Consider the following 26,588-nt stretch of genomic DNA (forward strand, 5'->3'; position numbering starts at 1 on the left):
GCGATTGCCGCGCGTGCGCGATCAGTCCGATGTTTCCCGTGCCAGCTTTGCCTGCCGCCGGCCCCGGTCGTTCACGATCTGGTGACGCCGATGATCCGTCATCTTCTTCCACGCGCGCGCTTCGTCCCGCGTTCGCAGGCACGCCACGCAGTATCCCGTTCTGCCGTCGAACGAGCACACGTCGATGCAGGGCGATTTGACCGCCATGCTTATTGCCTCCGCGTCGCCAGCACGACTTCGACGGTGACATGCGACAGATCCTTGAACCGCTGGAGCACGCCGTGATAGAAGCGCGAATCCCGCTTCGGGTCGTCCGTCGCCACCGACACGACCGCGCTCATGTGCCCCGGCCCGAGACGCCAGACGTGCAGGTCGTTGATCGTGTCGCCGCCGTCTTCGATTGCGCTGCGCACGTTGTCCGCCAACCGACGGTCCGCACTCATGTCGAGCAGGATGCCGCCGGTGTCGCGCATCAATCCGTATGACCAGTTCGCGATCACGAGCGCACCGATGATGCCGGCCAGCGGGTCCATCCAGAGCCAGCCGAACGCGCGCGCGAGCAGCAGCCCGACGATCGTCAGCACGGAGACCGCCGCGTCGGCGATCACGTGGACGTAGGCCGAACGGATGTTGTGATCGCGCGCCGCCGCCGCCGCCGCGGACGCGCCATGGTCGTGCTCCTCGAATGCGAGTTCGTGCTCGCGCCCGTTCAACCGGACAATCGCCCTGAATTCATGCGGCTCGGGAATGTTCTCGACCGACTCCAGGCACGCACCGCGCACGCTCATCGCGAACGCCTGCCGCGTACCGTCCGGACGAATCGTCGTGATCGATGCAGCCGTGACGTCGCCGAGCTTCGTGCCGGAGATCGCCGGTGCGATCCGGAACACCGGCGGCACGCCGTCTTCGAAGATCGACACGAAGAACGCGCCGCCTTGGTCGAAGACCTTGTGCGTCGCCTCATGGTGGTCATGGTCGTGATCGTCGTGCCCATCCCCGTGGTGATGTCCATGACCGTGCCCATGATGATCGCCGCTCAGCAGCCAGACGCTCGCGATGTTGACGAGCAGGCCGGCAACCGCAATCGGAATGGCCTCGTCGAAATGGATTGGAACGGGCGCGAGCAGACGCGCGACCGCTTCATAGCCGATCAGCAGCGCGATCATCGCGAGCACGATGGCGCTCGTGAAGCCGGCCAGGTCGCCGAGCTTGCCCGTGCCGAACACGAATCGCGGGTCGCTCGCATGCCGGCGCGCGTAGGTGTACGCAAGCGCGGCGATCATCATCGCACCCGCGTGCGTCGACATGTGCAGCCCGTCCGCGATGAGCGCCAGCGAGCCGAAAATCGACCCGCCGACGATCTCGGCCACCATCATTGCCGCGCACAGCGCGATGACCATCCAGGTCCTGCGTTCGTTCTGTTCGTGTGCCGCGCCGAGAAAAATGTGGTCGTGCCCTGCACCGAAGGCGTCGTTCCTGAAGTCGCTCATCCCTGCCCCGATTATTTGAAGTAGCTGTGAACGACTTCGATCAACTGTTCGGTCGCGCTGCCCTCGTCCTCGTGCCCTTCGGCATCGACAAGATGGCTGCGGATGTGATCCTCGAGCACGACCGCGAGCAGGCCGTTCATCGCACCGCGGCCGCTCGTGATGAGCTGGAGGATTTCGTTGCAACCGCGCTCTTCCTCCAGCGCGCGTTCGATCGCTTCGACCTGTCCCTTGATCCGGCGGACGCGATTCAGCAGCTTCTGCTTTTCCTTGACGGTGTGGCTCATGGCAATCCTTTCATATACCGGGGGGGAGTATATCCGGAAAGGATTTTCCATATAGGGGGTAGGGGTATGCCGAACAAGACAACAACGCTGTCGCTTCGTCTGCACAAGGATTTCGACGTCCTCGGGCGATCGACCATTTCCCGGGCAACGCGGTGATCCAGGCCGAAATCGCTCGGCAGGACTGCAGCGCGCTCGTCGACACCCTGCCGTCGCCGTGCGAGCCACACGCCGCAGATCCGGCGTTGTGTCGGCCGCCTGTGTCCTTGGCCGCTTGCGAAAGTAGAACGAGTGTCTTGTGCACGATCCTGCTGCCGCAAACGGCCTCAACACCGAGCACAAATGCGGGTCATGCCGCTGAAGTTACAGTCGACGCAAACGAGTGCGACGGAGACTTGCTCCAAGCAGCGCTCGCTTCAACCAAATTGGGCGGTCAGCCATCCTTCGGCCCATTTTGTCGCGTATGCAACCGCGTCATCGCGCGCATCGAAACCAGCCAGATCGCCGCTGGCGTGCACTTCCCGCTCGCCTCCATCCAGAAGAACCGTGGTGATCCTCACATGCGCGATGTACTCTCCGTCAGCCCTGCGGGGTGTCGGATCGATTCGGAACCGTGTCGAATTGAAGAGCATGGGCTCCTCCCTGTTGGGTTACCGCGAACCAGGCTGTCGCGGGAGCAGCGCGAGAAAGCGTCGGACTTCAAGAAGTGCCATTGTCCGATCGGCCTCCTGACAGGATTCACGACTCGCCATCTCGCTTTTGCAGTGTGGCGCACGACCCGATACGAACATCAGGAAAGCATCCGCATCGACCTCGCAGCGATGGTCGCGGATAGACCGGCGAATGAAGTGCCGCCCGTAGGCAGAAATGAAAGCCCGTTGCTCCGGAATACCTCCGAAGCCACGCTCAAGCGACGGGACAAGAGGGGAACGTCAGCACTATCAATGGTGCCCGGACGATCGGCCACGGTGAGAGGCCGAATCGCATTCAGAGGGGCACGCTGAGCAAGGCGCTGGGATCGGTCATTGGTCACCCGATAATTCGATGCTACGCCGTTCTATACGTTTGTATAGCGAAATTTCGATTGAATTCCCGTCGCCGGAGCGTGCCTTCGTACTGTAGCGAGGTGTGAGTCACGACGGCAGCGCGTATAGTTGGGCTAGCTGCACCTCCGGTTCCAGAAAACGGCTCCGGCATTCAGGAGGCAGGTCACGCATGGGAGCCGATGCTCATGGCCGGCATCATGAAGCACCGATGAATTCGAAGCATGCAGTGCCTGGTTTGCACGAACCGGGAATATCGATACTGAAGATGCATTCGACGATGTCCAGCGAATCGAGCAGCGTCGACGCACAAGCGACGAGCACGTCACCAACGGTCTTTCGCGTCCACATCGACGCTCTGTTCAAAGGACCGCAATGACACGAGCTGGGCCGGCTAACGTAAGCCCTCCCTGGAACAAACAGCGCCACCCATGAAAATCGACCGCAGTTCCATTCCCCACTACCTCGTCCTTCGTGCCGGCTGGCCACCCTATGTGTTGAATGCAGACCGACTGGTGCTCCGCCGCGAAGCGAGCCCGCTGCTGCGAGCGTTCGCGCGAACGCGCGGAAGGTACGCACATGTCGATGACGTCGCGTGGAACATCTTCTCCGATGCAGAGGGCCTTTCGATGATCGAGCGTCGGGAAACAGGGTTCTTCACGTTGATCACCGGAACCGAGACCGAGCATCAGCTGCATTTGCTGGCAACCCTCTGACGTTGCGGTCGGGACGGCGTACGGCCAGGGCCGACGAAGGGCCGCGCGCGAGGATTTTTCGCGCATTTTTTATGGAATGCTGATTTTCCTGGGCAGTCGCTTGTTCTGCCCCTCGGCCGAAAGCGCTTGACACCTTCGTTGCCGAGGCGTACTGTCAGCCGCTGAAGTATTCAAGAAGCGCGATTGCTGCCCATCATTAACCGCGGCCTGCGGTATTCGTTGTCCTCTCCCTCCTTGATTATTTTTTCCCGCGTCCATTCAGGGCGCATACGCTCGTCCATTTTCAGGAGATCTAACATGGATACCGGTACCGTCAAGTGGTTCAACGACAGCAAGGGCTTCGGCTTCATCACGCCCGACGCAGGCGGAGACGATCTGTTCGCGCATTTCTCGGAGATTCGCGGCGACGGCTTCAAAACGCTCGCCGAAGGCCAGAAAGTCAGCTACGAAACCAAGAGCGGCCCCAAAGGCCTGCAGGCGTCGAACATTACCGGCCTGTAAGTCCCCACAAGCCGTCAGTCCCGTTCACGGAGCGGCACGTAACTGCCGCTTCCTGCGCATACGCACCTCCATCGCGGGCGCCACGCGTCCCGATGCAAGCTCGACCGGGTCATCCGTTTCGCATTCGGACGTCGAGCATGCGCGTATGCAAATGCCCAGTCCCCGCGCAGCGCGCAGGTCCAGCCGCGCGTGCGTGATCGGACGAGTCCCGCTCGGCGGATCGCTCAAGCCGCGCAGCAGGAGAACCCGCATGACCAGAAGTCAACCTCGCAGTAACAAGGCGCCTCCGCGTGCCAAGCCTGCCATGACCCTGCCCAAGCTCGGCACGGCATTGAACTGGGTGCCGCCCAAGGCTCCCGCTATCGAGAAATCGCGCCCGAAGAAGCGCCCGCCTGCTCCGTAATAGCGGAACGAGCCAACCGCTGCGCGACGAAGAGGCAAAGAGGCGGTCACCGCTGCCGTGCAGCGCGATCTCGGCGTGATGGGCCGAAGCGCGTCGACGCGCACAATCCGGAATAAGTTGAACGCCCAACAAACGATGCGCGTATGATGGGTTTATTCGGGCGATCACTTGCCGTCTGGCTGCTCACCCCTCCATCTACCCTCTTGCTGCATCGCCCCTCCCTCGCGCTGCAACGTTGTCCCTTTCACCCCACCGGCACGCCCTGCAACGGCGATACTGGCCGGATGTGTTCGCCCATGCAATTCGTGGTGGCCGAACGCCAGGAGATTGCCATGAGCATGCATGTCTACCGTGGATTCGAGATTTATCCACTGATTTACCCCCACGTACCGGCGCCGGATGGCAGTCCGCATAACTACGATGCCGGTTTCGACGCGGCAGTCAAGATTTGCCTTCGCGGCACCCCCGACACGGTGACGCAGAGCCAGACGTTCAGATTGCGCGACAACTCCCCGTTTGACAGCGCCGGTGACGCACGTCGCGCTTCGCTGCGCTACGCCGAGAACATCATCGACGACAATCGCGAGAAACAGGGCTTCTTTTCCAACGGGCTCTGACACGCCGCGGCAACGCAACGCAATCGGTCGGCGATTTGGAGGACAACATGATCATCGACGAACTACTCGGCTTGATCAGACGGCGTGAGGTCACCTGGACCGGCACCGTCCTGCCCGCCGGAATCGCCGACTCGGCACGAAGCCATCAGCAAGAACTGCAAATGTTCGTGGCGGTACGCGCGCTATCGATGGGAGCCGGATATTCGGAATTCGAGTCCGACGAGATAGCGAGCGCCGTCATGACACGACTCGGCTAGTTTTCCGTTCAAACGTTCCCAAACAGGATCCACATGACAACAGTCACACTCAAGGTCAACGAACCGATCGACGTCGCGCTCCGGCGATTCCGACGCACCATCGAGAAAACCGGGCTGATTCGCGAGTTGCGCAGTCGCACCAGCTACGAAAAACCGACGACGGAACGCAAGCGGAAAAAGGCCAGCGCCGTTTCCAGGCAGCGCCTGCGCGCGAAGCGCATGTTGCCGCCCCGCAAAATGTACTAGGGAGCACATCGTGTACAAGATGCCGGACGAAGAGCCGCCGTTTTTCCCGCTGACGAAATGCGAAGTCGATTTCGATCAGCAGAAAGACATGGTGACACTGCTGCCGAGCTTCTATGCGTTCGGATGCGAGTACACCAGCCGCGGTTTTCTGATCGGGCGGGACGATGCGTTCAAACTGATTGCCGCGATCGAGAAGGCGCTCAGCATCCAGGGATGAGCCGACGCCGCCACACTCGCGAGCATCGACAACCAGAAGATGGACTATGCGCGTCCCGACCAAGTACGTTGATTTGCTCTATTTCCTGGTTGTCCTGCAACTCGTCACCCAAAGGCAGTCTCGCGAGTGGCTGTCGCCCTTTCAGCTCGTCGAATCGCTGCAAGGCTGGCTGATCGTCCATCGCGCGAAATGTGAGTGGCGCGATCGTGTCTGGATAGGCCATGCGTCGCTTCAGATAGCGAAGTCGGTCCGCCCGGTCGACAACGCTGCATTTTCGGAACCGCTCGTTGGTGCGGCGAAAGACCCGGCGCCCCCTCCACGAGACGCTCTCGCGGGTCGGGCGAGTCTACGGATGAAGTGCATCCGCTACCTCAGGGAGCATGTCTGATCGCGGCAGCACTCGCACGAGCGACAATGCGTCCAATCACGCAGATGGCGCAGACCGCCGTCAGCAACCGCATCACTCGATCGATCGGCAACCGTGCCGCTGGCTGCTGCCCGGCCTCGACCGCCTCCGCGGCCGCGCCGCGCGACACGGCCGTTTTCCACGAAGGCGCGCCGGAAACGGCGGTGTTCGCCGTCGAACTGGCGATGCAATTCGGCAGGGACATCGTCGATGGCGAGATCGCTCCAGCAGAGATCCGACCCACCAACCGCGGCGAATTCGCCGCGACTGGCCGACAACCCGCTCACCTCGCTCCGAGGGAATCATGAAATACCAGGAAAGCACGGCAATCGATCGACGCGATCAGGCAACCCGGCAAAAGCAGCGAGACGACCTCGCCCGGGCCGACATCGAACGGACCGACAAGCGTACGCAAAACGACGCCCGCATCGACTCCAATGCGAGCAAGTGGCGCTACTTCCGTCCCGACCATCAGGTAAAGTAAATGACGCGACACTGCTCCCGGCGCAGGCGGCGGTTGACGTTCGCGCCTCGTGTCGTCGTGAGCGCATCGCGCAGGCTGCAACGCAGACGTTGCGGCATCAGACACACTGGCCAAGGCGGGTCGAGAATTCGGCACTGGCCTTGATCCAGCGCTGCTCCGCACAACGACACCGCTCGGGCGACCGGGGCCCGTCGTCCGGCGTGCCCAACCCATATCTGCGTAGCGTTTCCTCGTTCCGCGCTTCGGCCTAGTACGGCTCCCCGCGCCACGGAGCAGCGCGGTCGCGAGCGACACGCGCTGTCTGCATGGCTAGGCCGCTGTCTTGAGCGTCGGCGGCGATGTCGACTCCGCCGCGTCATGTCCGGCAATTGCCAACGCCAGGACCGGGTTCAAGCTGTCCACCATCGAACTCGGAATCAGGATCGTGGCCCCGCGCTCCTTCGTCGTTTCATAGATGATGTTCATTGCCCGCAACTGAAGTGCGGACGGGTGATTTTCATAGACTTTCGAAGCTTCGACGAATTTCGCCGCCACCTCGGCCTCCGCCGAACCGAGTATCACGCGCGCCTGCTTTTCGCGTTCCGCCTGCGCCTGCCGTGACATCGAATCCTGCAGCGCGACAGGGATCGCCACATCCCGGGTTTCCACGGACCGTACCGTGATACCCCAGTCTGCGGTTTTTCTACCGATCTCGTCTGCCAGGTGTTCATCGGCAGCCTTTCGATCGGAGAGCAGCGTGGCCAGCATCGATGAACCGATCATCTCCCGCAGCGAGGTCTGGGCGACGCGATCGATGGCCTGCCGGTAATCAGTGATGGCGAGTGCCGCCTTCTGAGCGTCGTGTACGTGCCAGAAAATGATGGCGTCGACGTTGACCGGCACGGTATCCCTGGTCAGCGCCTCCTGTGCGTTGAACGCCGTCGTTTGAATACGCTCGTCGATCACTGCGACGACGTTGTCCAGTATCGGGATAATCATGAAAAAACCGGCACCCTTGACGCTCTGCAGTTTCCCGACGCGCAGGATCACGAACTTCTCCCAGACATTTGCCACTTTCACGGAGAGCGCGACAAGGACGGCGACGATGAAGAAGGGTAACGCGAGATACGGATTGACCAAGGCGCCGACGGCTAGCGCGGCAAGCATAAAGGCGGCGGAAAGAAATAGTGTGACGGGATTCATGGCGGCGCTCCATTCGATGATGCCGACTTCCGGCAGCGTCACGAAGCACGACACCCGTTCGCCCGGTTGCCCTCTGGCACCCAGGCATCAGCGGTTTGGGTACCCGTTCAGAACGTGCGCCGGATTGCGCTGCAAATCTGTACGGTGACGTACCCGGACAGGGCCACGGAGCGACCGATCGGGTCGATGCACTGTATGAGCAATGCGCCAAGGAGCTCGTGGACAAAATCGATGCCGTGGCGAAATCGCGCCAGCCATATAAGCCGCGAAGCGTTAGTGGCCGAGTGTACGAACGAAATGGCATAACCGCATCGCGGTCCTCGTGCCGCGAACTTGTCCTGGCGTAGCTCGCGAACGAGGGCTCAGCGGATTCATCTGTTTGTCGTAACGAGCGACGTGCCAAAGTAAAAAGCCGGCGCTTGGCCGGCTTCGAGTTCCGCCTTGCTGGGGCGGCTCCTCGTTCTGTTTGAGAGCGAGGAGTTTTGCTACGCCTCGGTTAATGGTTCGACATAAAACCCATGCCCAGACGTTTCCTTGCATCGGAAATGCGTTGCTTGGGTGTGACGGCTTTCCACGAAAAGGTAGGGCGTCTTTGCCAGTCCGGATGAACAACGGGCATGCCGTCGTCGGTCGCGCGTGCGTCCGCCTGTTCCTGTTGCCCGTCCTGCGAATTCTTTTCTCGTTTCGGATGATCGTTCATCGACAAGCTCCCTCAGGAAACCGCGTTTCGTCATGGATTGGCTTGCACCGCCCGAGTCGAGATCAAGCTGCTCAGGCGATACGGATCGCAACGGCCCGCTTCCATCACGGCATACCTCTCTCCATGACGTCGGCGGCCGATCAGCAGTCTGTGCGTCATATAAGACCATGCGCCTGCGGACTTCGGCAGTCGGTACGCTGCCGTACGAACCCGATGGCACGGACAGGCGCGTGGCCTCGGTGCCGGTTCTAAATTCGTTTCAAATCGGGAAGCAAGCGGTCGAATTCTCGCCTGACCACGCCGTAGCATTCGCACACACGCTTTTCGAGCCCGGAGCGATCCAATACCTCGACGTGTCCATAGTTGGAGCGGATCAATCCGGCATCCTGAAGTTTCAGCGCAGCTTCCGTCACGCCCTACCGTCGGACACCGAGCATGTTGGCGATCAACTCCTGCGTCATTTTCAGTTCGCTCGATGGCAACCGGTCGAGACTGAGCAGCAGCCAGCGGCACAGCTGCTGATCGATTGAATGGTGTCGATTGCAGACGGCGGTTTGCGCCATCTGGGTAATGAGCGCCTGGGTGTAGCGCAGCAAGAGCCGCTGCATCGACCCGCCTCGACGGAACTCGTCTTTCAGGATGCGTGCATCGAGTCGGTAAGCGTGTCCGGCGCTTTGGACGATCGCGCGGCTCGGGGTCGTTTCGCCCCCCATGAACAGCGCTATGCCGATCAACCCGTCGTTGCCGACGATGGCAATTTCGGCTGACGAGCCGTCCTCCATCACGTACAACAGCGAGACGATGGATGTCGTCGGAAAATAGACATGACTGAGCGCGCCACCCGACTCGTACAGCACCTTTCCCAACGGCATGTCGACCAGCACAAGATGCGGCGAAATATGCGCCAGAGCTTCTGCCGGCAAGGCTGCGAGCAGATGATTGTCAATCGGAGATGGCTGCCCCGACATAGGTCGCTCCCGCAGTGATTGCGGCCTCCACCCGGAGCGGCTCGACGCCACGACGCGTCATCGGCTCAAGACTCGAACTCGCGAAGCAGACGCTGCGCGAGGATCTTGGCATCTTCGAGCGCGAGATCGTACTGCTCCCGATCGAAATCGGTCGGATATGGGGGATCATCGTTCGGCCCCTCGTTGGTGCGGCGCAAATACACATAGCCTCGGTACGCACCATGCGCAGATTCCATCACACGAATGCGCGCAAAGTGCGTTTTGGTACTGAATGTGAAATCGTCCATGATGACTTTCTGCACGTGTTCAATCATCCTAGCACTCCGGGTGAAATTGACCGGAGAGGTCGAATCGGGACAGGATCGACGCGTGGGCTGTCCGTCAAGGCTGTCTCTCGTACGGCGGAAATTCCGACAGACGTGGATCGTCCATCGCGCCACCGACGGTGAAGTGATACAGGGATTGCCAGGCATGATCCTTCGCGCCGAGCAACGCGTGCATTTCATCATCGAAAAAGCAGCCGATCCCCGTCGCGCGCACGCCGGCGGCTTCTGCTTCGAGATAGAGCGCCTGGCCAAGCATCCCGCATTCCCAGAACAGATGGCGATAACGCCATGGCTGCTTCAATGCGATTTCGAATCTCGCGATCATCCCGAGCGCAAAGCAGGAATCGGCGGCGATATCCTGGTGGCAGCAGATCAACCTTGCCACCGCGCGCAAATCGTAAGGCAGTAGAAGATAGAGCGGCAGGTCGTCCGGCCCGGTCTTTTGCCACAGCCATTCCGGACGCAGGGATCGCTTGAGATCCTGCAGTGCGCCAGGGTTTCTTGCGAGCATATAGAGGCCCGGCTCCAGGCCGTCGACGCGATGCACCAACAGCGCCACCTGCACCGCGACAGGAGACGTCAGCGCATTCCACGGCGGTGTGCCGGGACGTGCCAGCAGGCAGGTCAGCATGCTGAAGAAGGCCGCGTCGCCGATGCGCGTCGTGCCATCGAAATTCACGGCGCTGCGACGCTGTCTGGCGATTCGGGCGAAGCCGAGATCGAGGGCTGGCGTCGCCGGCGCCGGGCACGGCTCCGGGTTCGGCGACGGTGGTTCGCGAGTACGGGTCTTGTGCGTGGCGCGATGAATCGAATCGATGTCCGGCCAGGCCACATGCCCCGAACTCAGTTGATTGGCGCGCCCGTGCCACCGTGCGCTGCCCAAAGCGATCCGCATGCTGTCGAGATCGGGTCGCATCTCGGGGTTGCCGATCCAGAGCAAAAGATCCGGCGCCTCCGCTTCGGCTTCGCTGAAATCTTCGCGGCGGTCCACGCCAAGCAAATCGGCCACTGCATCATCCGCAGCCGCCTCCATCAATCGCGTCTGCCAGCCGAGCGCAGCTGCTGCATAACTCATCGCGGCGACGACATGGCCGCAATCCTGTTGGCAGTAGCGCCACGCGCGCATGCCATATTTCCACGCTTCGCGCCAATGGATCGAGCTGATGCCGACCAGGACGCCACTTCCCGAAAACGCGTCGGCCCATTGCGGCTCGTCCACCGCGACACGATGTTCGAATGCATGATCCCGGCTCAGGTAATGGTAGACGCCTGCGGACAAGCCGGGCAGGGCCGGACACAGAAGATAGCCCTCGGTTGGATGCAGATTCCCGCTCGAAGGATTGCAGCGCAGTGCCCATCGCTGGGTGCCATAGGATTTCCACCCCGACAAGCCGAGCGAGAGTTCGAACAGGATTGCCAGACTGGACAGATCGAATTCGTGCGCGGGCGGCAGGTTGCCGCAACGCAACGCGTTGTAGCGCGTGGCCAGCGTGTCCGCGGCTAATGGCAGAGCAACGCGCGGTGCGCCGCGAAACACCCGGAACGGGTCCGGCTGGGTTGCCCAGTCGAGCCTCCCGGGGCCGGGAGCGTACAAGTCGAGACGGTGCTTGCTGCGTTCGTGATAATCAAGCAGCGCATGCCTTGACCGATCCATGTCCACCTCAGACCCGGAATACCGCATACGCACTGTACAAAACCGGATGGCTCGACGCTGAAGCGCGGCCGTCATCATGTCGGGGAATCCGGCGCGCGCCTTCCCCTTCCTTCAACGTCGAATTCGCAGAGGTGCGAGTGCTGGTTTTCCCCGAACTCTTCAGTATGCGATCGACAGGAAATGGTCGCGGGCCCGCCGGACCGAGCCGTCCGTGCTCTCCGCCCGAACGATCGGCAGTCCCGACGCCCGCAGACGACTACTCACGGCCAGTGCAGGTCAGAAGGAAGGCACACGTCGGGTCGGGTGCGTGCGCAAACCGGCCCCGTCTCACGAGATCATGTACCTGTTCTGGGGGCCGCCCTTGTAAAGATCTCTGGCGAGCCCCAGGATCCGGTCGCGGTTGCGGTCGAAGGCCGCCAGCAACGCGGGCTCGCTCGAATCCATGTCGGAGTTCAGTTTCGCCAGCATCGCATCGTCGACCAGAAAGGTAATCTCGCGAGCATTGTCGTAGCCCCAGAAGCACACGCAGTGTCTGGACATGTCGTAGGTGCGACTGGGATTAGGGAAGTTGAGTGCCGCGTCGATTTTTCCCATCTAACTCTCCTGGCAGATATAACGCCACTTGCTCGCGTTGACATCGAGGCGGGCATCATTTTCGCGTCGCTTCTCGGCGCGCTCGATGTCCGCGCGCTTCAGTGCCTGGGCGCGGGACTTTTGCGCGTCGACGTAATCGTTTTGCCTGACGGACGTGGCTGACTTTCCTTCGGTTTGCTTGGGCATTCCGGTTCCCGAAAAATGAATTTCAAATGTCAGGACCGTCGCGGCGACCGAATTTCGTCGTCGTCCGGCCCACAGGAGGCACGAACGGACTACCCGCGGGCTTGCCGCCGACGGCCTCTGTTGCGCACTGAACTGCCGGATCGAGCCTCGCGGGGAGGCCGGGTTGACGCACGACGTTCGCAGCTTCGACGTTCGCGCGCGGGGTCATCGTGGTGAGCGTTCTGCGGAACCGTGCGGACAGGGGGAAGCGTAAGGAGTCGAAACAAAATCACCGTCGCACACATCGAACCTCATGAGAATGCGCCCTATATCACGGCCATGCAAGCGCTATCTCGCGTCAAGGGCCATCAACGGCACGATTCCCTCCAGGCCACACTATTGTCATCAACCGGACTGGGCGGCCGCCGGCCAGCATTTTCCCGGCCCCACGACCCAAACGACGCGCAGCGTGCGCGGCGGCTTGTTCAGCGTCGCGCACAACTGTCGTCACTGCTTCGTGGAGCGTGATCGGAACCGCATCATCGACCACGCCGTCAGTGCTTGTGGTGCATCCAGCCCATGTGATGTGCGTCAAGCCACTGAACCATCCCTTCGCCCTTGTGGTCGCGCAGGTAACGCAGCGCCAGCATGACCGCGATGGCGAGTACGACCGCCAGGCCAACTACAAAGCTAATCATTGACTGAGTCATGGCAGCCTCCTTGACAGGTCGCGACCATCTTTACATTGTAGGTGATGCACTCGCGGAAACCAGCGTCCGGCGCGGCTTCTGTCCCTCAGGAAAACGAATCAGCGTTTCCCGGGCCCGGCGGTCGATGGAGGCCGGCAGCTTCGCTTCGGTTCCGGCCGATTTTCTGGTCCGCCGGACAAAAAGGGGCCGGCGTTTGGCCGGCTTCTGCCGTCCGCGAAAACGAAATACCGCCGGCAAGCCGGCGGCAAAAGATGCGTCCACGGATGACGTGGCGCACCTGAGGCACTCGATCCAGCGGGCGCGGGTCATTCAGCAGCGAATGACCTGCGCAATGCTGCTGCGCCAGAGGCACCCGCTCAGTTCTGCGTGAGCGGATTCAGCGTCGTGCACAGGAAGCCCGTGCAGTTGGCCGGCTTGAAATAGAACGACGCCATCACCGGGGTCGTCGTGCCAAGCGCGAGATCGCCCAGATACGCAGAGCCCTGCGCGCCGAAATCGTTCGACTGCTGGACGAAGCCGGCGCCGGTCGCCTGGATCGCGGCCGACTGGTACGTGAAGGTCGGCGACTGCGTCTGGTCCTTCACGTAGACCCACGAAATCGTGCTGCCGAACAGCATCCCGCCTTTCGCGCGATAACCCTTCGCGCCTTCGCTGTTGGCCTGCGCGATGAAGTCGCCGACGTTCGACGTCGGCACCAGCGCGTCGTACGTATAAGTCGAATTCGACGCGTTGTTCTTCATGTACACGTTCGCCTGCACCGATCCGACCATCATCGGGCCCACGAACCAGTAGCCCGACTGGCCCTGGCCGTTCGCCTGCGCGAGGAACGCGTTCGTGTCGGCCGGCAGGCCCGTTGTCGCATACGTATAGGTAGCCGACGAGCCGCCGTCCTTGCGATAGAGATAGCCGTACGTGAGCGGCCCTTCGAAGCGGTAACCGCTCGCGCCTTGCGCGTTGGCCTGGCTGACGAAGCCCGTCATGTCGGCGGGCGTCGACTGCAGCTGGTACGTGTACGTCTGTGCGGTGCCGTCGCTCACGAAGATCGAGCGCGAACCGCCGTTGGACGCGTTGTAGAAGTAGTCGCCCAGATAACGATAGCCCTTCGCGCCTTCACTGTTGAGCAGCGTCAGGAAGCCGGCCTGATCCGCCGCGGTCGGCTGGGCGTCGTAGCGCAGCGTCAGCGTGCTGCCGCCCGAGCCACTCGAACCGCCGCTGCCACCGCTTCCCGTACCGCCGGAACCCGTGCCGCCAGTGCCGCCGCTTCCGCCGTTATTGCTCGTGCCCGATCCGCTGCCGGACGATGCGGGCGAGGAATTGTCGTCGCCGCCGCAAGCGGTCAGCGCCAGACAGGTCAATGCGATCAATGCAACGGCTTTCATCGGAGTCACCTCGGAACGAAAAGGACGAACGAAGCCGATACGTGCAGATCACGCCGCACGCACGGACATTCACGTATCGGAAATCGGCCGGCGGCGCGCCGCCGGTCCGTGGACGTCAATTGACCTGAAGCTGGCCGCCGCGGCCGAGGCCGCCCTTGACGTCCTGCGCCTTGTAGCTGCGCAGTGCGACGACCATCTTGTTGTACGCGTCGATGAACGCGACGACCGTCGCCTTGCCCTCCGGCGTCGACGAGAAGCCCGCAAGCGCGCCGCCCACGCCGCCGCCGAAACCGCCCAGCGCCGCGCCGTAGTTGGTCGCCGTCGAGCTGCCTTCCGACGCCGCGATCTGCACGGCCGAGCGCACGTCGAACAGCGTCAGCGTCACGACCGATGCCTTCGCCTGCAGGTGGCCGGCCACCGCCGCCACCGCGCCGTTGCCGATCAGCCCGCCGATCATGCTGCCGATCCCGCCGATCGGTGAATCGTTGATGACGATCTGCGGTTCCATGTAGTAGTCGGCCGCGACGCGCTGGCCCTTCTGCTGCTTCGAGCCCGCGCGGTATTCGCCCGAGCTGCGCTGCAACTGCGTGATGCGCGACAGGCGCGCGTCGCTCTTCTGGTTGCCGATCGACGTGATCACGAAACAGTTCGACTGCTGCACCGCTAGGCGCAGCAGCGGGTCAATCGTCGTCATCTTGGTCGCGCTGCCGAACGGGCCCCACCAGTCGGCGTTGCGGCCGTCGTCGACCGCGATCGTGCCGAGCGGCGACGCGCAGCGCTGCAGCCCCGAATCGGCGCCGGCGCTCGTGCCGCCTGCCGCGGCGCCCGTCACGCCGGCGTTCTGGCCGCCGGGCGTCACCACGCCGCCGCAGCCCGCGACGGACGCGCAAAGCGCTGCAACCAGCGCACCTTGGGTGAGGCGATGGGAAAGGATGGTCTTCATGTCGTTATCGATCGATAGAGTCGTTGTTCGGCTTACGTGTCCGTACGAACGTCGATAAGCCCCCCGGCGTGGCGCGCGATGGTGGTCTCCCCGCTGCCGCCCCCGTTGCTTCCGGCCCGGTCAGTAGTACCAGTACGTCTGATTCCAGACGCCGTAGTACGGATAGCCCGAGTTCCAGTAGCCGTAATAGACGTCACGCCATTGCGTGCGCCATTTCCAGTCTTCTTCGTCTTCCTTCTTCGCCTTGCGCGCGAGCTCGAGCAGCTTCTTCGATTCCTTGTCGCCGCGGCCAGCCGCGATCGACAGCCACTTGTCCGCTTCGCGCGGATCCGAGCCCATTTCCTCGAGGCCGAACAGGTAGAAACTGCCGAGCGCCTTCTGCGCACGCAGGTCGCCGCGCTCGGCGGCGTCGCGCATCCACTTGAGTGCCTGGTAGCTGTCCTGGCGCACGCCGTCGCCGCGGAAATAACGCAGGCCGAGATCGTAGGCAGCCTTCGGCTGGGCCTTCGCGGCCTCCTTCAGCGCGACGATGCGAGGGTCTTCGCGATCTTCCGCATCGTCCTTCTTTTGGTAGGAGACCTGATCTTTAGGTCGATAGGAACAGCCGGTGTCGTCGCAGATCCGCACCGTGTTGCTGGTCACGGACGGATCCTGCGCGCACGCGGCCAGCAGCAACAGCAGCCCCGGTGCGAGTAAACGGCGGTACATTTTTGTGCTTTCCTCGAGTTTTATTCGCGCCGATTGCTTCGCGCGATCCCGCCCCGCGAGCGCGCACCGGTTTGCGCACGGCGCGTGCGAATACATCCGCCAACGCCGACACGCAGCCCAAGGCTCTCTCAGGTTCTCTTGTCGTCTTGTATTACCACTGCATCGTCAGAAGCCGGCAAGCGGCACTGGGTGCCGCCCCCGCATTCTTTCAATTCCGCCACTGCGCCCGCTGCGGCACCGTCGAGCGGTGAACCGATGGCTGACGTTCCTGGTTTTTCAAAGCACGCATCGTCGACCATCATTTTTCAGTTTCAAATGATACATATCGGTCTATATCATAGTCAAGACAACTTGCGAACACGCGTCATGGGCGGGACCGACCAATCCAGGAGGCCAGTGGCCAGACCGGATGTGACCGAGCGGTACAATGCTAGAATGTTGTATCTACGCAGTCGGAAGGATCAAGGAGGGAGCCGTTCGTGCGAGCCAGCAAACGCCAGTTGGTGGTAGATAAAGCTACCGAACTGTTCTCGAAGCACGGTTTTCATCCGGTCGGTGTCGACTGGATCATCGACGATTCTCGCGTCGCCCGAATGACGCTATACCGGCATTTTCCGAGCAAGGACGAACTGATCCGGGAAGTGCTGGTCCAGCGTTACGACCTGATCGTAGGCAGTATCGACGCGCAGCTGCAGCACGTTACCGATCCGATCGAGCGGGTCAAGACGATTTTCGACTGGTACGAAGCGTGGTTCAATACGCCGGCATTCGCCGGTTGCCTGTTCGAGCGCGCGTTGGCCGAATTCGGAACGGCGTATGCCCCCATCTCGGATGTCGCGATCCGCTATCGCCGCAAGATGGTCGAATGGATCGCCGAACTGCTCGCGGCTCTCGTTTCGCCCGAAACGGCACAACGGCTGGCGGCCGTTTATATGATGCTGCTGGACGGTGCGACAGTCGAAGCGAGAGCGTTCAACGATTCGGCGTCCGCAGGGCGAGCGTGGCAAGCCGCGAAAGCGCTTCTGAAACAGGAAATACGTGGCGGCACCGGGCACGCGAAACATGCGGACGCCCATACGCAACGCGCGTGACGGGTTGTCCTGATAGGTAGATAACTTGCTTCGCTATTGTTGTTCGCTCGAAGCAGCGGCGACCGGGTAACGCGGCAAACATGCTTTGCGGGTCTACAAAAAGACCACCTGTGGGCTCTCAGAAAAGGTGTCTTTGGCACCCTATTGAAATCAATAACTCGGACATCTCTTCCGAGATGACTCGATATCGCCCGTCTCAGAAATGACGTCCTTGGGTGCGGGAATTCCCAGAAAAGTTGTCTTTGGAAAAATCTCCCGCATAGTCACGCCGCCTCGCGGCTGATGACTGTCATCGGCCGTCAAAAGAGACGTCCACACCGTGAGATCTAATGACCGAAGCTCGGCGTAGGTGGTCCTGCAGTCGCGCGCGGTCCTCCCGCCTGATCTGCCACAGCCTCAGAATTCCGCTCACGCCCTTGTCGATCGTTTCCCGGAATCTGACTATCAGTTCTTCACCCGCTAACTGCATGTCCATGGTTTCCCCCGCCAACGGAAGACGTTCAGGAAATGCGATTGTCGCCTGGGTCGTCGCGGCGAATTGCGGCACGTCAGATCCGGCCACGCCATTCGATGCCAATCACTGGAGGAACTCCGAGTTGGCCTCGGCCGGCCGTGCCCACACGAGAACGTCTTGGTACGCACCGGAAATCGCTCTGCTTGTTCGCTACGTCGCGATCGCAAGGCAGTGTCGCTGCCAGGGAACACCGCCACGGATTATGTCGGCAAGCCAGGCAACCCACAAAAAATGTAGATAAACTACATTGCGCCTGTCCAGCCTCACTCCAAACACTTCCAAGGCAGATTTACATAATCACCGGAAATTCCCCCCATATTCCGCTCTTGACCAGCCACGCCATCAGCGGTTAATGTTGAAAAACTACATGATTTAGCCGGCCATTCTGTTACGGGCACTGGCTTGCTTTTTCGTGGCTTCGCTTCCGCTGAGAGCAGGACAATAATTTCTTACACAAAAGAAAGGAGTGCGAATATGTTCGTCAGGAACCTGAGAGACGTCGAAAAGGATGGGCTGCTTGTCGAATGGGGCTCCGGCACAAGCCATCGCTTGTTGACGGAAAAGGACGGCATGGGCTACGGCGTGTGCCATACGGTGGTGCGTGCGGGAACAGAATCGCTCCTGCAATACCGCAACCATCTCGAAGCCTGCTATTGCATTGCAGGCGAAGGCGAGGTCGAGGACATGAACGGTAACGTCTTTCCGATCCGCCCTGGCACCATCTACGTGCTCGATCGACACGACCAGCATTACCTGCGCGGCGGCAAAGACGGGGATCTGGTGCTTGTCAGCGTCTTCAATCCCCCACTCAAGGGACACGAACGGCATAACCTGGGGTCTGCAGAAGCGTCCGCTTACTGAGGCTCGATACGCTCATTCCAAGAGGCCCCGGGGTACCAGACCTCCCGGCAACGTCCGCAGGAGCGCGCATGCATCGCGTGCTCCGCGCAAAAGAAAGGTGACTGTTCGTGCGCGCCCAGCATCAAGCCTTTTTCCATTCGCTTTTCCTTGCCCGCCTCGCCGACCAGATTCTGTTGTTTCTCGTGCCGCTGGTCATCTTTCAGATGACAGGACGCGTGTCCTGGTCGGGCATCGCGTTTTCGCTCGAAACACTGCCGAGATACCTGTGCTTCCCGTTTCTAGGCGCGCTTTGCGACCGGCATTCGCCCACGAAACTGATGCGCGTCAGTCAGGTTCTCCGCGCGGCAGTATGCGTCACGGGCGTCGTCGCCTACGACCTCGTCGGCGGCATCGGATGGCTGATCGCGCTGTCCGCGTTGTGCGGCATGCTGACGAGTCAGGGCATCGTTGCGCGCGAGGTGATGCTGCCGCAGATATTCAGCAGCCATCGCTTCGAAAAAGTGTTGTCGTATTCGCAATTGGCCGACCAGCTTGGTCTGGTGCTCGGCCCCATGCTCGCGGCGATCCTGCTGTCGTGGTGGCGCTGGGAATTCGTCGTGGTGGCCGCGGCCGTGCTGTTTGTCACAGCCGACGTCGCGCTCGCCTATTGGCAAAAGGCCAGCGCGTTCGAATTCGTGATGCCGGAAGGGACGCACGGCACCTGGTTCACGCCGATCAAGACGGCCTTGTCTCACGTCATCCGTCTCCCTGGCCTCAAGTCCATCATCATGTTGGCTGCCGCGGAGAACCTCGTGATCGGCGTCACGCTCGCGACATCCGCCGCGATGGTCACCGGCTTTCATCACGAAAGCGGACGCTATTACGCAGGACTGCAAACGGCAGGCGCGTGCGTGACGATCGCGATTCTGCTGATGACGGCGAGGTTGCATGTCCCGAGGCGCGTCCTCGGCCTCGTCGGCTTCGGTTCGATCTGTATCGGCGGCGTTATCGCGGCAGCCAGCCCGGGAATTGCAGGGTACGTTTTCGGCTTCCTCCTGATCGTCGGATTCGACAAGATGTTCAACGTGTACATCCGGAGCACGCGGCAGAAGATCATCCCCGCGCGCGACTACGGCAAGACGACGGGAGTCGTCATCCTCCTCAACAACATGACACAGCCGCTTGCGGGCGTCGCGGTAGGCGCGTTCTCGACGCGTTTCGGACCAGACACGGTAATCATGGTGCTATCCGTGTGCATGGGTTGCCTCGGGTTGCTGGTCTCGCTCGCGCCCCGCATTCGAAAAGGCCACAGCCCCTCGTCGGCCTCGGTGTCCTCACATGAAGGCTGATGCCATGATTGAACGATTCCCGCAATACTTCGAGCGCAGCGCGAGCAGCCGGCGAGACAAAGTCGCGCTGGTGGTCGACGGACGTTCGGCAACCTACGGCGAATTGCTGGACGTGATGTTGACGATAGCCGATACGCTTCGCCGTCTCGGCATTCCCGCCGGCGCGCGCGTCGCGATCTATTCGGAGATGTCCGTGCACGCGGTGGCGGCTGCATTCGGCATCCTGAAGGCCGGATGCGTACTGGCATGCATCAGGCACACGATCGACACCGCCGAACTGGAGCAGCAGATCGCGGATTGCGGCGCCAGCGCGCTCGTGGCATCGCGATCGACCTCGCCCCGCATCGCGTCCCGTCATCGCGCGGTCACGATCGACGCGACCCGCGGCGACCTGTCGGAATATGTCGTCTGCTTCGCGGCCGACGGCGCATCCGAAGCGGGCAATCCCTCCATGGATGACGCAGCAACGATCTTCTACACATCCGGCTCGACCGGCGATTCGAAGGGCGTGCTCGTCACGCACCGGAACATGATTGCCGCGTTCCGCTCGGTCTCCGGCTATCTCGCCAATAGCGAACGCGACATCGTGCTCAGTTTCTCCCCGGGCTTGAGCTCGGACTACGGCTTTTACAACACGGTCATGCCGCTGCTGTTCGGGGGCCGTGCCGTGGTCGAGACGGCGTTGCCAGCTTCAGCCGCCGCCATCGTCGACATCATCGAGCGACACGGCGTAACCGGCCTGCATGTCTTTCCGCCGGCGCTTTTCCGTCTGTGCGAATCGGGCGACCTGCCTGCCTCGAGGCTGCAATCGCTGCGGTATGTCTCGACCAGCGGACAGGCGTTGCCCGGCAAGTACATTCGCCTGCTCAGGCGTGCGCTGCCCGCTGTCCTGATCTACTGCAACTACGGTTCGACCGAGTGCAAACGCATCGCCTACCTGCCGCCCGCCGAACTCGATCGACGTATCGGCTCGGTCGGCAAAGCCATTCCGGGCATCAGAACCTACCTCGTCGGCAACGACAATGCGCTCGTGGTCCAGCCCTGGCAGGTCGGTGAACTGGCGGTAGCCGGCGATCTGCTGATGGAGAAATACTGGGGGCGCGAAAGCGATACCGCCCGCGTCATTCGCAAAGGATGTTTCGGTGAATCGCGCGTGTTCATGACCGGTGATCTGTTCGCGATGGACGAGGACGGATTCCTGTTCTTTCAATGCAGGAAGGGCGACCTGTTCACTCGAGACGGCGTGCCGGTGAATCCGCGCGCCGTCGAGCGGGTATTGCTCGACCACGAATCCGTTGCGGAAGCGCTCGTCGTACCGGTTTCTCGGTCAGACGGGGCACGCGTCCCCAAAGCCTATGTCGTTCCGGCTGCGATATCTGCGGCCAACGCAATCGAGCTGCTCGATCATTGTCGCCGCCATCTGGATTCCGCCGCGGTTCCGGCAAGCATCGACTTCCTGCGAGCGCTGCCAAGAACGTTCGGCGGCAAGGTGTCCGCCCAGGGTTTGAACTGATACCACATGCGAAGAGGTCAACCATGACGTCAAGCGGAATCGAGGACGGCGCGGAGCAATACCTGGAAAGCGCGCCGATGATCCGGATGGCAAGTTATTTTCACAGCCTTGCGACGGGCGCGACGCAGGTGCCGAAGCAATCGGTCGCGAGCCGCATCCGTCATTTGCTGCGCGATCCGGACGTGCTTGCGTATCACGACCTGATGGTCGCCGAAGCCGGGCCGCTGTTCACGCATTTTCTTGCCAGCGTGCCAGCCATACTGGAGGAAATGTCGCGCGTCGGCGTCGCGCTCACGCGGTATTCCGAACGTCGCAGGCAGCACGCGGATCAGCACTTCGAGTTTTACGAAGTCGATGCCTTCGACGGCACCAACGGCAGAACGCTGGCAAAACGATCGAACGGCCTGATCCGCACTTTCACGAACTCGCCCAATCCGGCCAACGAAACGGCGTTCAACCAGTTCGCCAATCACGACTTCTCGACGTTCCACCCGCAGGCATTCGCCCACGTCACCCCTCGGCTGTTCCGGGAGCATGCACGCCTCGACCGCTTCTCCGGCACTTTCGACTACATCTACGAGACTGCCGCATTTCAGTTCTATGGCGTGGATCGCGCGGACCAGATTCGTCATGTCGCGCGTCTGCTCAAGCCGAACGGATTGATCTTCTTCCTCGAGAAGCTCAACTGCGATTCGCTCGACGAGTACGACAAGCGCGAGAGCGTCAAGGACGAACTGCACAAGAGTCATTACTTCAGCCGCGAGGAAATCGACTGGAAGCGCAACCAGATGCTTTCGCAGATGCAAAACGGACAGGTGACGTTCGATACGCTCGTCGCGTCGATCCACGAGCAGTTCGAACATGTCTATCTGCTCTGGAACGGGACGAATTTTCACGAGTTCGTCGCCTCCAACGACGCACGATCGATCGAGGAATTCGTCTCGCTGCTCGGCGAACCCTGCATCGAGCCCGTGTTCTGCTTCGATCACCCCGTACCGCGCAGAGTGGCCGGGCCGCGAGGAGACGCGACGTGATGCAGCTGCATGATGACCTCCTGTCAATGGATACGATCCGGTCATGCGTGGACGGGCTCGAACTCGAGCGCACGCAGATCGGCCGACGCATCGAACAACTGCTCCCGCGCTGGCAGGCTCGCGCACAGGCGGCCGATCAGTTCGCGCGCCTGTCGCCCGAGACAATGGCCGAACTGCACGACGCCGGGCTCCTCCACCTGCTGACACCGCGCCGCTACGGCGGATTGCAACAGGACTTCCCGACACTTGTCGAAGCTGCGCGGCTCGCAGCCACCGCGTGCGCGTCCACGGCCTGGATGTTAAGTGTCGTCGGCGGACATGTGACGACTGCGGCGCGCCTGCCCGCCGCCTGTCAGGACATCATCTTCGCGAACGGGCCGCGACAGCTGTTCGCGACGGCCACGGTTCAGAACGGCACGTTCGTCAGGGACGGCAGCGGATTCCGGTTGAACGGCATCTGGCGCTACAGCTCGGGCATCGACCACGCAACCTGGGTGATCGTCTCGGCACGACTCAGCGGGACGGACGCACCGGAGGCCCAGGAGATCTTCAAGGTCGTGGTTCGACGCGAAGACGTCCGTGCGCTCGACACGTGGCACGTGTCCGGCATGCGCGCGACAGGTTCCAGGGATATTGCATTCGACAATCTGTACGTATCGGACGAGTGGATCTTCGCTCGTTCGAACTATTTTGGCCCGCATCCCGCCGGCGCCGACCTGCATCCCGACGCGTATCTGTACGACGTGCCGCTCATCCCGTACAGCACGACGTGGATCATCGGACCGATTCTAGGCTGCGCACAGGGCGCGTACCGGCACTGCATCAATACGCTCCGCAGCCGCGGTAGAAGCTGCGACGCGATGCTTTGCGGGCACATCGCGAAAAGCGACGCGGAGCTCACCTGCGCGGGTCGTCTCTACGACGTGCTGGTCCGCACCTTGCACACGGCCGGCACCGCGCGGCGCGCGGTGTCGCCTGCCGAGACGGTCCGCATCAGGCGTGATCGCGCATTCATCGCGCAGCTTTGCGTCGACGCGATCCGACGACTGATCGGCAGCATGGGCACCGCCGCGGCATTCGACGCCCATCCTGCACAACGTCACTGGCGCGACCTGCAGGTCATGGCATCGCACATCGACGTCGGCTGGGACGCGGCGGCTGTTGCGTATGGCGGCCACGCGATCACGCATTCGACGGGCACCTCCCGCGATTCCCCGCCGGTGTATCAATGAATACCACAGCGCCGGACGACGAAACGGAGATGATTGACATGAACCGGGACGCGATATTCCGCGGAATTGCCGATGCGCTGGGACTCGCCGTAGACGACGACTTTGGTGCGGCCGGGCGGTACGCTCCGCTCATGCGCTGTGACAACCAGATCTTCGTCAGTGGACAAATTCCGAAGCTTAACGGCGAAATCACCATTCGCGGTTTGATCGGATCGGAAGTGTCGGTGGACAATGGTCGGCGCGGCGCGATGATCTGTGCCGCACGCTGCATCGCGCTATTACAACGGTCACTCGGCACCCTCGATCGGGTCCGGGCAGTTCCGCGCATCGGCGTCTACATGCAAAGCGACCCCGCATTCGAAGAACACAGTGCCGTCGCCGATGGCGCATCGGAGGTGGTGTATTCCGTGTTCGGCGAAGCGGGCGTACACGCCAGAACGTCACTCAGCGCATTCCGGCTGCCTCGATACGCTGCGGTCGAAGTGGATCTGGTTGCATTCGTCTGGCAGGATTCCGCTGGAGGCGGCCTCACGGCGAGGGGTAAGGCGCAGACGTAAAATTCCAAAAAAATGCGCGGGTTAAAGCAGATTATTCCAAGGCGTTTTCATCATCAATTCAAAGACAACTTATTGAGACTGCGGACATCTTTTCTGAGAGACAACAACAGCTGTGGGCTCTCAGAAAAGGTGTCTTTGGCACCCTAGACAGATCAAGGACTTGGACATCTTTTTTGAGAAATCTACATGCCTCTCGTCTCAGAAAAGATGTCCTTAGCTACCAAAATTCTCAGAAAAGTCGTCTTTGGGAATATCACGACCCTGCCTAGGTGGCTCGACGGAACTTGGGGACCAGCAGTGCCATGGATGAGTGTTTCAGCGACCAGTAAAGTCGGCACTGTTTGTTCCGTAAATGCGCAGATAGCGTGCGCCGAATAATCTGCTATGAATGGATCCCAAATTCAACGGCGCCTCTCGGTTCGACAAGTTCATGGCATCTTTGAGAAGCTCGGAGAGTGCCGCGCCGATCATCTCGGCGCGGCACTTCGCGTCTGCCCAGCATATCGATATGCAAACACTCGCACGGCTGGCCCATGTACACCGCAATACGGTAAATCGCTTGCCAGGTTCCGAAAGCACGCATAAATTACCTTCGAAACACGCTTCGGGTCATCCGAACTGCAACCGATATCTCGGAGACGTACGAAACACGCTGTTTTGGTATCGCAAGGAACCGCTGCCGACCTTTGGCTACAAGACCGCCGAACAGTTGAAATCGGTGGGACGCACTGAGGACCCGCTGCGATACGTCATATCGCTCGAGGCCGGTGCGGCTGGATAGGGTCGGGGACACACGTTGCAGATCAGCAAATTCACGGCTACTCTCATGTCGGTGCCGACGGATACACGGCCCTAGAAAACAGGGAGCGGGACTTACCGGATTGGGCGTGATCCCGCGGTATGTTCCTGCCCCACCTCTTCGACTACTCGCTTGATGAGCGAGCACTTTCGTTTTTGCGCCCGCTTAACCGTACGTCCACTCGAAAATTATGTAATTCGAATCCACACCCACTATGAGTGGTAGTTTATGGGCCTCCGTGTCGGCTGTAGCGCGCAATTGCGCCAGCGCCGTGACCCGGCGTCTGTATCGGGCAAGTATCGGTTGCGGATTCAACCCGTCGAACCTCGTCAAGAAAATGACTGCTTTAGACATCGTCGAGCCGCACCGAAGTAACGAGGTTCGTCCCCACTCCGCATTGCGGTGGATGACGCCCGCCGAACTCCCCCCGTCAGGCGAGGGAATCCGCGTCGCCTGACAACTCAACCACGCCAGAAATCTCCACTTCCGACCGAGGCCAATGCTCGTTCAGGATCAGTCACGCTACGGGTAGCACCAAGCACGCTTCGCTAATAGAGCAACTCAAACTGTCACGACGTCGGCCATCCTGGATGGATCTTCATTCTCGAGTGGTCGCAAGCTCAATCCGTCAAGAATCCAGCCTCCGGGCAAACCCACGGCCTCCAATCGCTAATGAAGAAAACATAGCGATTGCTAGGCGAGGAATTCGAATCTCGCGCATCCGGCTTTCGCAGAAAGCGTATTCTAACGGCCTCGGCAACAACGCCTGACTTTGTTCTCAAGGTCGCCCTGTCCAGACTTCCTTCGACTGCTTCAAGGAGGCCAAATCTGTATCCAGCAGCCATGTAGAAATGAGCAACGGCAACAATCAATAAACCAATTCCCGCGGCCCCAAAGGCGGCGCCTCCAACTGAGTCACCGGTCATGGCAAAGTACGCTGTAGCTCGCTCCAATGCGTAGCCTCCCAGCAAAGTGGATACTAGACCCATGAATGCGTAGATGTTTGAGCGGTACTCGGATCGCATTGGTAGCCTCACTTCACATTGCTCACTTGCCCAGTTGGTTTCCAACTAGCCCCGCCGTTCCAGAGACGCCAGCACCGGGTATTCCAGCGAGGGCACGTTGACCAATTTGACTGGCAATTGAGCCTGCGAAACTAGTACCCCAGGCACCCGGAGCCAAGACACCACCAAGCGCTCCACCGATCATCGCGCCTGCAACAGCACCACCATTCAGGCCCTTAAAACACGGATCACCGATACCTTGCATTTGACCAAGCAGGTTCGAGATACCTCCCGCAGCTGCGCGTAGCGCCATCTGCCCCGGCAGAGTGAAGTTGACCCGCTTCAACGGACAGATCTGCGGTAGCGATCGATGTGCGATTTAACCTCCGTTAAGCGGTAAGTCGCGGGTTGTCCACGGGCGGGCGGCGGGTCGCCTATCACGACCACGACGCCGCCCGGCGGTGGGCAACCCGCGCGGGGACAGGGTTTCATTTTTCATGTGCTCGTCTTCGAATTCGAGCGGTGAACGGTAGCCGATGCTGCTGTGCAGGCGACGCAGGTTGTACCATCCCTCGAGGAACCAGAACACACGCCCACGTGCCTGTTCGTGCGTATCAAAGCGCTCGCGCATGAGCAGTTCCGATTCGAGCGTGCCGAAGAAGGAC

34 protein-coding genes and 1 pseudogene are annotated in these 26,588 nt (G+C 61.1%); 18 read left to right on the forward strand and 17 right to left on the reverse strand.

The features are described 5' to 3' along the window. Nucleotides 1–21: 21 nt before the first annotated feature. The 4 genes from BT264_RS09135 to BT264_RS09150 form a co-directional block, all read right to left on the reverse strand. On the reverse strand, nucleotides 22–207 hold the full coding sequence (locus tag BT264_RS09135) for a DUF1289 domain-containing protein (protein ID WP_175959801.1): 186 nt from the start codon (nucleotides 205–207) through the stop codon (nucleotides 22–24). A gap of 2 nt (nucleotides 208–209) precedes the next feature. Continuing rightward, nucleotides 210–1,490 (reverse strand): CDF family Co(II)/Ni(II) efflux transporter DmeF, encoded by a 1,281-nt coding sequence (gene dmeF, locus BT264_RS09140; RefSeq protein ID WP_072438026.1) that lies wholly within the window; start codon nucleotides 1,488–1,490, stop codon nucleotides 210–212. Nucleotides 1,491–1,501: 11 nt separating this feature from the next. Beyond that, complete coding sequence (locus BT264_RS09145; protein WP_072438025.1) at nucleotides 1,502–1,774, reverse strand: metal/formaldehyde-sensitive transcriptional repressor; 273 nt, start codon at nucleotides 1,772–1,774, stop codon at nucleotides 1,502–1,504. A gap of 413 nt (nucleotides 1,775–2,187) precedes the next feature. Beyond that, complete coding sequence (locus tag BT264_RS09150) at nucleotides 2,188–2,403, reverse strand: hypothetical protein (RefSeq protein ID WP_072438024.1); 216 nt, start codon at nucleotides 2,401–2,403, stop codon at nucleotides 2,188–2,190. 842 nt (nucleotides 2,404–3,245) lie between these two features. Here BT264_RS09150 and BT264_RS09155 point away from each other — a divergent pair. From BT264_RS09155 to BT264_RS09195, 9 genes are all read left to right on the forward strand, one after another. Next, nucleotides 3,246–3,530, forward strand: coding sequence for a hypothetical protein (locus tag BT264_RS09155; protein WP_072438023.1), 285 nt, complete (start codon nucleotides 3,246–3,248; stop codon nucleotides 3,528–3,530). A gap of 297 nt (nucleotides 3,531–3,827) precedes the next feature. Continuing rightward, nucleotides 3,828–4,031, forward strand: coding sequence for a cold-shock protein (locus BT264_RS09160; RefSeq protein ID WP_034181431.1), 204 nt, complete (start codon nucleotides 3,828–3,830; stop codon nucleotides 4,029–4,031). A gap of 735 nt (nucleotides 4,032–4,766) precedes the next feature. Next, nucleotides 4,767–5,051, forward strand: coding sequence for a hypothetical protein (locus BT264_RS09165; RefSeq protein WP_072438497.1), 285 nt, complete (start codon nucleotides 4,767–4,769; stop codon nucleotides 5,049–5,051). 47 nt (nucleotides 5,052–5,098) lie between these two features. After that, nucleotides 5,099–5,308, forward strand: coding sequence for a hypothetical protein (locus BT264_RS09170; RefSeq protein ID WP_072438495.1), 210 nt, complete (start codon nucleotides 5,099–5,101; stop codon nucleotides 5,306–5,308). A gap of 33 nt (nucleotides 5,309–5,341) precedes the next feature. Beyond that, nucleotides 5,342–5,554: a 30S ribosomal protein S21 gene (rpsU, locus tag BT264_RS09175; protein ID WP_034181433.1), complete on the forward strand. Its 213-nt coding sequence runs from the start codon at nucleotides 5,342–5,344 to the stop codon at nucleotides 5,552–5,554. A gap of 19 nt (nucleotides 5,555–5,573) precedes the next feature. Next, nucleotides 5,574–5,771: a hypothetical protein gene (locus BT264_RS09180; RefSeq protein WP_072438022.1), complete on the forward strand. Its 198-nt coding sequence runs from the start codon at nucleotides 5,574–5,576 to the stop codon at nucleotides 5,769–5,771. A gap of 46 nt (nucleotides 5,772–5,817) precedes the next feature. Next, the gene (locus tag BT264_RS09185; protein WP_072438021.1) at nucleotides 5,818–6,159 is read left to right on the forward strand and encodes a hypothetical protein; all 342 of its coding nucleotides are present in this window, start codon (nucleotides 5,818–5,820) and stop codon (nucleotides 6,157–6,159) included. Nucleotides 6,160–6,185: 26 nt separating this feature from the next. After that, a complete protein-coding gene (locus BT264_RS09190; protein ID WP_072438020.1) occupies nucleotides 6,186–6,485 on the forward strand; it encodes a hypothetical protein in 300 nt (99 codons plus the stop codon). Then, nucleotides 6,482–6,661, forward strand: coding sequence for a hypothetical protein (locus BT264_RS09195; RefSeq protein WP_072438019.1), 180 nt, complete (start codon nucleotides 6,482–6,484; stop codon nucleotides 6,659–6,661). Before BT264_RS09190 ends, BT264_RS09195 begins: the two co-directional genes overlap by 4 nt. Before the next feature lie 309 nt (nucleotides 6,662–6,970). Here BT264_RS09195 and BT264_RS09200 read toward each other — a convergent pair whose 3' ends face one another. The 8 genes and pseudogenes from BT264_RS09200 to BT264_RS39130 all read right to left on the reverse strand — a co-directional run bounded on the left by BT264_RS09200 (nucleotide 6,971) and on the right by BT264_RS39130 (nucleotide 12,960). Continuing rightward, nucleotides 6,971–7,843 carry a slipin family protein gene (locus BT264_RS09200; protein ID WP_072438018.1) on the reverse strand — a complete coding sequence of 291 codons (873 nt, stop codon included), beginning with the start codon at nucleotides 7,841–7,843 and terminating at the stop codon, nucleotides 6,971–6,973. Between the two features lie 496 nt (nucleotides 7,844–8,339). Next, nucleotides 8,340–8,543, reverse strand: coding sequence for a hypothetical protein (locus BT264_RS09205; protein ID WP_072438017.1), 204 nt, complete (start codon nucleotides 8,541–8,543; stop codon nucleotides 8,340–8,342). A 248-nt stretch (nucleotides 8,544–8,791) separates the two neighbouring features. Then, nucleotides 8,792–9,511: pseudogene (locus tag BT264_RS09210) on the reverse strand (Crp/Fnr family transcriptional regulator). Nucleotides 9,512–9,576: 65 nt separating this feature from the next. Further along, entirely contained in the window at nucleotides 9,577–9,825 is a 249-nt protein-coding gene (locus BT264_RS09215; RefSeq protein WP_256260595.1) for a hypothetical protein, read from the reverse strand. A gap of 67 nt (nucleotides 9,826–9,892) precedes the next feature. Then, the gene (locus BT264_RS09220) at nucleotides 9,893–11,569 is read right to left on the reverse strand and encodes a SagB/ThcOx family dehydrogenase (protein ID WP_256260596.1); all 1,677 of its coding nucleotides are present in this window, start codon (nucleotides 11,567–11,569) and stop codon (nucleotides 9,893–9,895) included. 249 nt (nucleotides 11,570–11,818) lie between these two features. Further along, the gene (locus tag BT264_RS09225; RefSeq protein ID WP_034181437.1) at nucleotides 11,819–12,085 is read right to left on the reverse strand and encodes a DUF1488 family protein; all 267 of its coding nucleotides are present in this window, start codon (nucleotides 12,083–12,085) and stop codon (nucleotides 11,819–11,821) included. Beyond that, complete coding sequence (locus BT264_RS09230; RefSeq protein WP_072438015.1) at nucleotides 12,086–12,271, reverse strand: hypothetical protein; 186 nt, start codon at nucleotides 12,269–12,271, stop codon at nucleotides 12,086–12,088. It abuts the gene before it with no gap. Nucleotides 12,272–12,804: 533 nt separating this feature from the next. Further along, the gene (locus BT264_RS39130; RefSeq protein WP_165948038.1) at nucleotides 12,805–12,960 is read right to left on the reverse strand and encodes a hypothetical protein; all 156 of its coding nucleotides are present in this window, start codon (nucleotides 12,958–12,960) and stop codon (nucleotides 12,805–12,807) included. On the opposite strand from BT264_RS39130, the gene BT264_RS38015 reads away from it, so the two are divergent. Further along, nucleotides 12,959–13,330 (forward strand): hypothetical protein, encoded by a 372-nt coding sequence (locus BT264_RS38015; protein ID WP_143155710.1) that lies wholly within the window; start codon nucleotides 12,959–12,961, stop codon nucleotides 13,328–13,330. The genes BT264_RS39130 and BT264_RS38015 overlap by 2 nt on opposite strands. Here BT264_RS38015 and BT264_RS39135 read toward each other — a convergent pair. The 3 genes from BT264_RS39135 to BT264_RS09245 form a co-directional block, all read right to left on the reverse strand. Then, nucleotides 13,317–14,339, reverse strand: coding sequence for a hypothetical protein (locus tag BT264_RS39135; protein WP_072438014.1), 1,023 nt, complete (start codon nucleotides 14,337–14,339; stop codon nucleotides 13,317–13,319). The genes BT264_RS38015 and BT264_RS39135 overlap by 14 nt on opposite strands. Before the next feature lie 115 nt (nucleotides 14,340–14,454). Further along, nucleotides 14,455–15,282, reverse strand: a complete 828-nt coding sequence (locus BT264_RS09240; protein ID WP_072438013.1) for a hypothetical protein — start codon at nucleotides 15,280–15,282, stop codon at nucleotides 14,455–14,457. A 120-nt stretch (nucleotides 15,283–15,402) separates the two neighbouring features. After that, nucleotides 15,403–15,990 (reverse strand): tetratricopeptide repeat protein, encoded by a 588-nt coding sequence (locus BT264_RS09245; RefSeq protein WP_072438012.1) that lies wholly within the window; start codon nucleotides 15,988–15,990, stop codon nucleotides 15,403–15,405. Nucleotides 15,991–16,469: 479 nt separating this feature from the next. Here BT264_RS09245 and BT264_RS09250 point away from each other — a divergent pair, with 479 nt between their 5' ends. From BT264_RS09250 to BT264_RS39570, 5 genes are all read left to right on the forward strand, one after another. After that, nucleotides 16,470–17,081: a TetR/AcrR family transcriptional regulator gene (locus tag BT264_RS09250; RefSeq protein ID WP_072438011.1), complete on the forward strand. Its 612-nt coding sequence runs from the start codon at nucleotides 16,470–16,472 to the stop codon at nucleotides 17,079–17,081. A gap of 988 nt (nucleotides 17,082–18,069) precedes the next feature. Then, on the forward strand, nucleotides 18,070–18,456 hold the full coding sequence (locus tag BT264_RS09260; protein WP_072438009.1) for an ectoine synthase: 387 nt from the start codon (nucleotides 18,070–18,072) through the stop codon (nucleotides 18,454–18,456). Nucleotides 18,457–18,563: 107 nt separating this feature from the next. Next, entirely contained in the window at nucleotides 18,564–19,784 is a 1,221-nt protein-coding gene (locus tag BT264_RS09265; RefSeq protein WP_072438008.1) for an MFS transporter, read from the forward strand. After that, nucleotides 19,774–21,297, forward strand: a complete 1,524-nt coding sequence (locus tag BT264_RS39565; protein ID WP_218173335.1) for a class I adenylate-forming enzyme family protein — start codon at nucleotides 19,774–19,776, stop codon at nucleotides 21,295–21,297. Before BT264_RS09265 ends, BT264_RS39565 begins: the two co-directional genes overlap by 11 nt. Next, entirely contained in the window at nucleotides 21,192–22,331 is a 1,140-nt protein-coding gene (locus BT264_RS39570) for a class I SAM-dependent methyltransferase (protein WP_256260597.1), read from the forward strand. Before BT264_RS39565 ends, BT264_RS39570 begins: the two co-directional genes overlap by 106 nt. A gap of 41 nt (nucleotides 22,332–22,372) precedes the next feature. On the opposite strand, the gene BT264_RS39845 is transcribed toward BT264_RS39570, so the two are convergent. Further along, nucleotides 22,373–22,510 carry a hypothetical protein gene (locus BT264_RS39845; protein WP_233465565.1) on the reverse strand — a complete coding sequence of 46 codons (138 nt, stop codon included), beginning with the start codon at nucleotides 22,508–22,510 and terminating at the stop codon, nucleotides 22,373–22,375. Here BT264_RS39845 and BT264_RS09280 point away from each other — a divergent pair. The 3 genes from BT264_RS09280 (at nucleotide 22,496) to BT264_RS09290 (ending at nucleotide 24,901) form a co-directional block, all read left to right on the forward strand. Then, nucleotides 22,496–23,563: an acyl-CoA dehydrogenase family protein gene (locus BT264_RS09280; protein ID WP_256260598.1), complete on the forward strand. Its 1,068-nt coding sequence runs from the start codon at nucleotides 22,496–22,498 to the stop codon at nucleotides 23,561–23,563. The two genes, BT264_RS39845 and BT264_RS09280, sit on opposite strands and share 15 nt — an antisense overlap. Then, a complete protein-coding gene (locus tag BT264_RS09285; protein WP_083533946.1) occupies nucleotides 23,560–24,120 on the forward strand; it encodes a RidA family protein in 561 nt (186 codons plus the stop codon). The genes BT264_RS09280 and BT264_RS09285 overlap by 4 nt, the downstream gene beginning before the upstream one ends. A gap of 388 nt (nucleotides 24,121–24,508) precedes the next feature. After that, nucleotides 24,509–24,901, forward strand: a complete 393-nt coding sequence (locus tag BT264_RS09290; RefSeq protein WP_309146461.1) for a DUF2384 domain-containing protein — start codon at nucleotides 24,509–24,511, stop codon at nucleotides 24,899–24,901. A 1,401-nt stretch (nucleotides 24,902–26,302) separates the two neighbouring features. On the opposite strand, the gene BT264_RS09295 is transcribed toward BT264_RS09290, so the two are convergent. Further along, nucleotides 26,303–26,588: IS3 family transposase (locus BT264_RS09295; RefSeq protein WP_143156737.1), on the reverse strand; the 286-nt coding region annotated here is incomplete at its 5' end.

Origin of the sequence: Burkholderia sp. NFPP32 (assembly GCF_900119325.1) — a bacterium.
GTDB classification, from domain to species: Bacteria; Pseudomonadota; Gammaproteobacteria; order Burkholderiales; family Burkholderiaceae; genus Burkholderia; species Burkholderia pyrrocinia_C.

Bases quoted from the DNA above. Each gene is read 5' to 3' on its own strand.
- BT264_RS09135 (WP_175959801.1), bottom strand. From the start codon at position 207: ATGGCGGTCAAATCGCCCTGCATCGACGTGTGCTCGTTCGACGGCAGA.
- dmeF (WP_072438026.1), bottom strand. From the start codon at position 1,490: ATGAGCGACTTCAGGAACGACGCCTTCGGTGCAGGGCACGACCACATT.
- BT264_RS09145 (WP_072438025.1), bottom strand. From the start codon at position 1,774: ATGAGCCACACCGTCAAGGAAAAGCAGAAGCTGCTGAATCGCGTCCGC.
- BT264_RS09150 (WP_072438024.1), bottom strand. From the start codon at position 2,403: ATGCTCTTCAATTCGACACGGTTCCGAATCGATCCGACACCCCGCAGG.
- BT264_RS09155 (WP_072438023.1), top strand. From the start codon at position 3,246: ATGAAAATCGACCGCAGTTCCATTCCCCACTACCTCGTCCTTCGTGCC.
- BT264_RS09160 (WP_034181431.1), top strand. From the start codon at position 3,828: ATGGATACCGGTACCGTCAAGTGGTTCAACGACAGCAAGGGCTTCGGC.
- BT264_RS09165 (WP_072438497.1), top strand. From the start codon at position 4,767: ATGAGCATGCATGTCTACCGTGGATTCGAGATTTATCCACTGATTTAC.
- BT264_RS09170 (WP_072438495.1), top strand. From the start codon at position 5,099: ATGATCATCGACGAACTACTCGGCTTGATCAGACGGCGTGAGGTCACC.
- rpsU (WP_034181433.1), top strand. From the start codon at position 5,342: ATGACAACAGTCACACTCAAGGTCAACGAACCGATCGACGTCGCGCTC.
- BT264_RS09180 (WP_072438022.1), top strand. From the start codon at position 5,574: ATGCCGGACGAAGAGCCGCCGTTTTTCCCGCTGACGAAATGCGAAGTC.
- BT264_RS09185 (WP_072438021.1), top strand. From the start codon at position 5,818: ATGCGCGTCCCGACCAAGTACGTTGATTTGCTCTATTTCCTGGTTGTC.
- BT264_RS09190 (WP_072438020.1), top strand. From the start codon at position 6,186: ATGCGTCCAATCACGCAGATGGCGCAGACCGCCGTCAGCAACCGCATC.
- BT264_RS09195 (WP_072438019.1), top strand. From the start codon at position 6,482: ATGAAATACCAGGAAAGCACGGCAATCGATCGACGCGATCAGGCAACC.
- BT264_RS09200 (WP_072438018.1), bottom strand. From the start codon at position 7,843: ATGAATCCCGTCACACTATTTCTTTCCGCCGCCTTTATGCTTGCCGCG.
- BT264_RS09205 (WP_072438017.1), bottom strand. From the start codon at position 8,543: ATGAACGATCATCCGAAACGAGAAAAGAATTCGCAGGACGGGCAACAG.
- BT264_RS09215 (WP_256260595.1), bottom strand. From the start codon at position 9,825: ATGATTGAACACGTGCAGAAAGTCATCATGGACGATTTCACATTCAGT.
- BT264_RS09220 (WP_256260596.1), bottom strand. From the start codon at position 11,569: ATGATGACGGCCGCGCTTCAGCGTCGAGCCATCCGGTTTTGTACAGTG.
- BT264_RS09225 (WP_034181437.1), bottom strand. From the start codon at position 12,085: ATGGGAAAAATCGACGCGGCACTCAACTTCCCTAATCCCAGTCGCACC.
- BT264_RS09230 (WP_072438015.1), bottom strand. From the start codon at position 12,271: ATGCCCAAGCAAACCGAAGGAAAGTCAGCCACGTCCGTCAGGCAAAAC.
- BT264_RS38015 (WP_143155710.1), top strand. From the start codon at position 12,959: ATGGCAGCCTCCTTGACAGGTCGCGACCATCTTTACATTGTAGGTGAT.
- BT264_RS39130 (WP_165948038.1), bottom strand. From the start codon at position 12,960: ATGACTCAGTCAATGATTAGCTTTGTAGTTGGCCTGGCGGTCGTACTC.
- BT264_RS39135 (WP_072438014.1), bottom strand. From the start codon at position 14,339: ATGAAAGCCGTTGCATTGATCGCATTGACCTGTCTGGCGCTGACCGCT.
- BT264_RS09240 (WP_072438013.1), bottom strand. From the start codon at position 15,282: ATGAAGACCATCCTTTCCCATCGCCTCACCCAAGGTGCGCTGGTTGCA.
- BT264_RS09245 (WP_072438012.1), bottom strand. From the start codon at position 15,990: ATGTACCGCCGTTTACTCGCACCGGGGCTGCTGTTGCTGCTGGCCGCG.
- BT264_RS09260 (WP_072438009.1), top strand. From the start codon at position 18,070: ATGTTCGTCAGGAACCTGAGAGACGTCGAAAAGGATGGGCTGCTTGTC.
- BT264_RS39565 (WP_218173335.1), top strand. From the start codon at position 19,774: ATGAAGGCTGATGCCATGATTGAACGATTCCCGCAATACTTCGAGCGC.
- BT264_RS09280 (WP_256260598.1), top strand. From the start codon at position 22,496: ATGGCCGAACTGCACGACGCCGGGCTCCTCCACCTGCTGACACCGCGC.
- BT264_RS09285 (WP_083533946.1), top strand. From the start codon at position 23,560: ATGAATACCACAGCGCCGGACGACGAAACGGAGATGATTGACATGAAC.
- BT264_RS09290 (WP_309146461.1), top strand. From the start codon at position 24,509: ATGGATCCCAAATTCAACGGCGCCTCTCGGTTCGACAAGTTCATGGCA.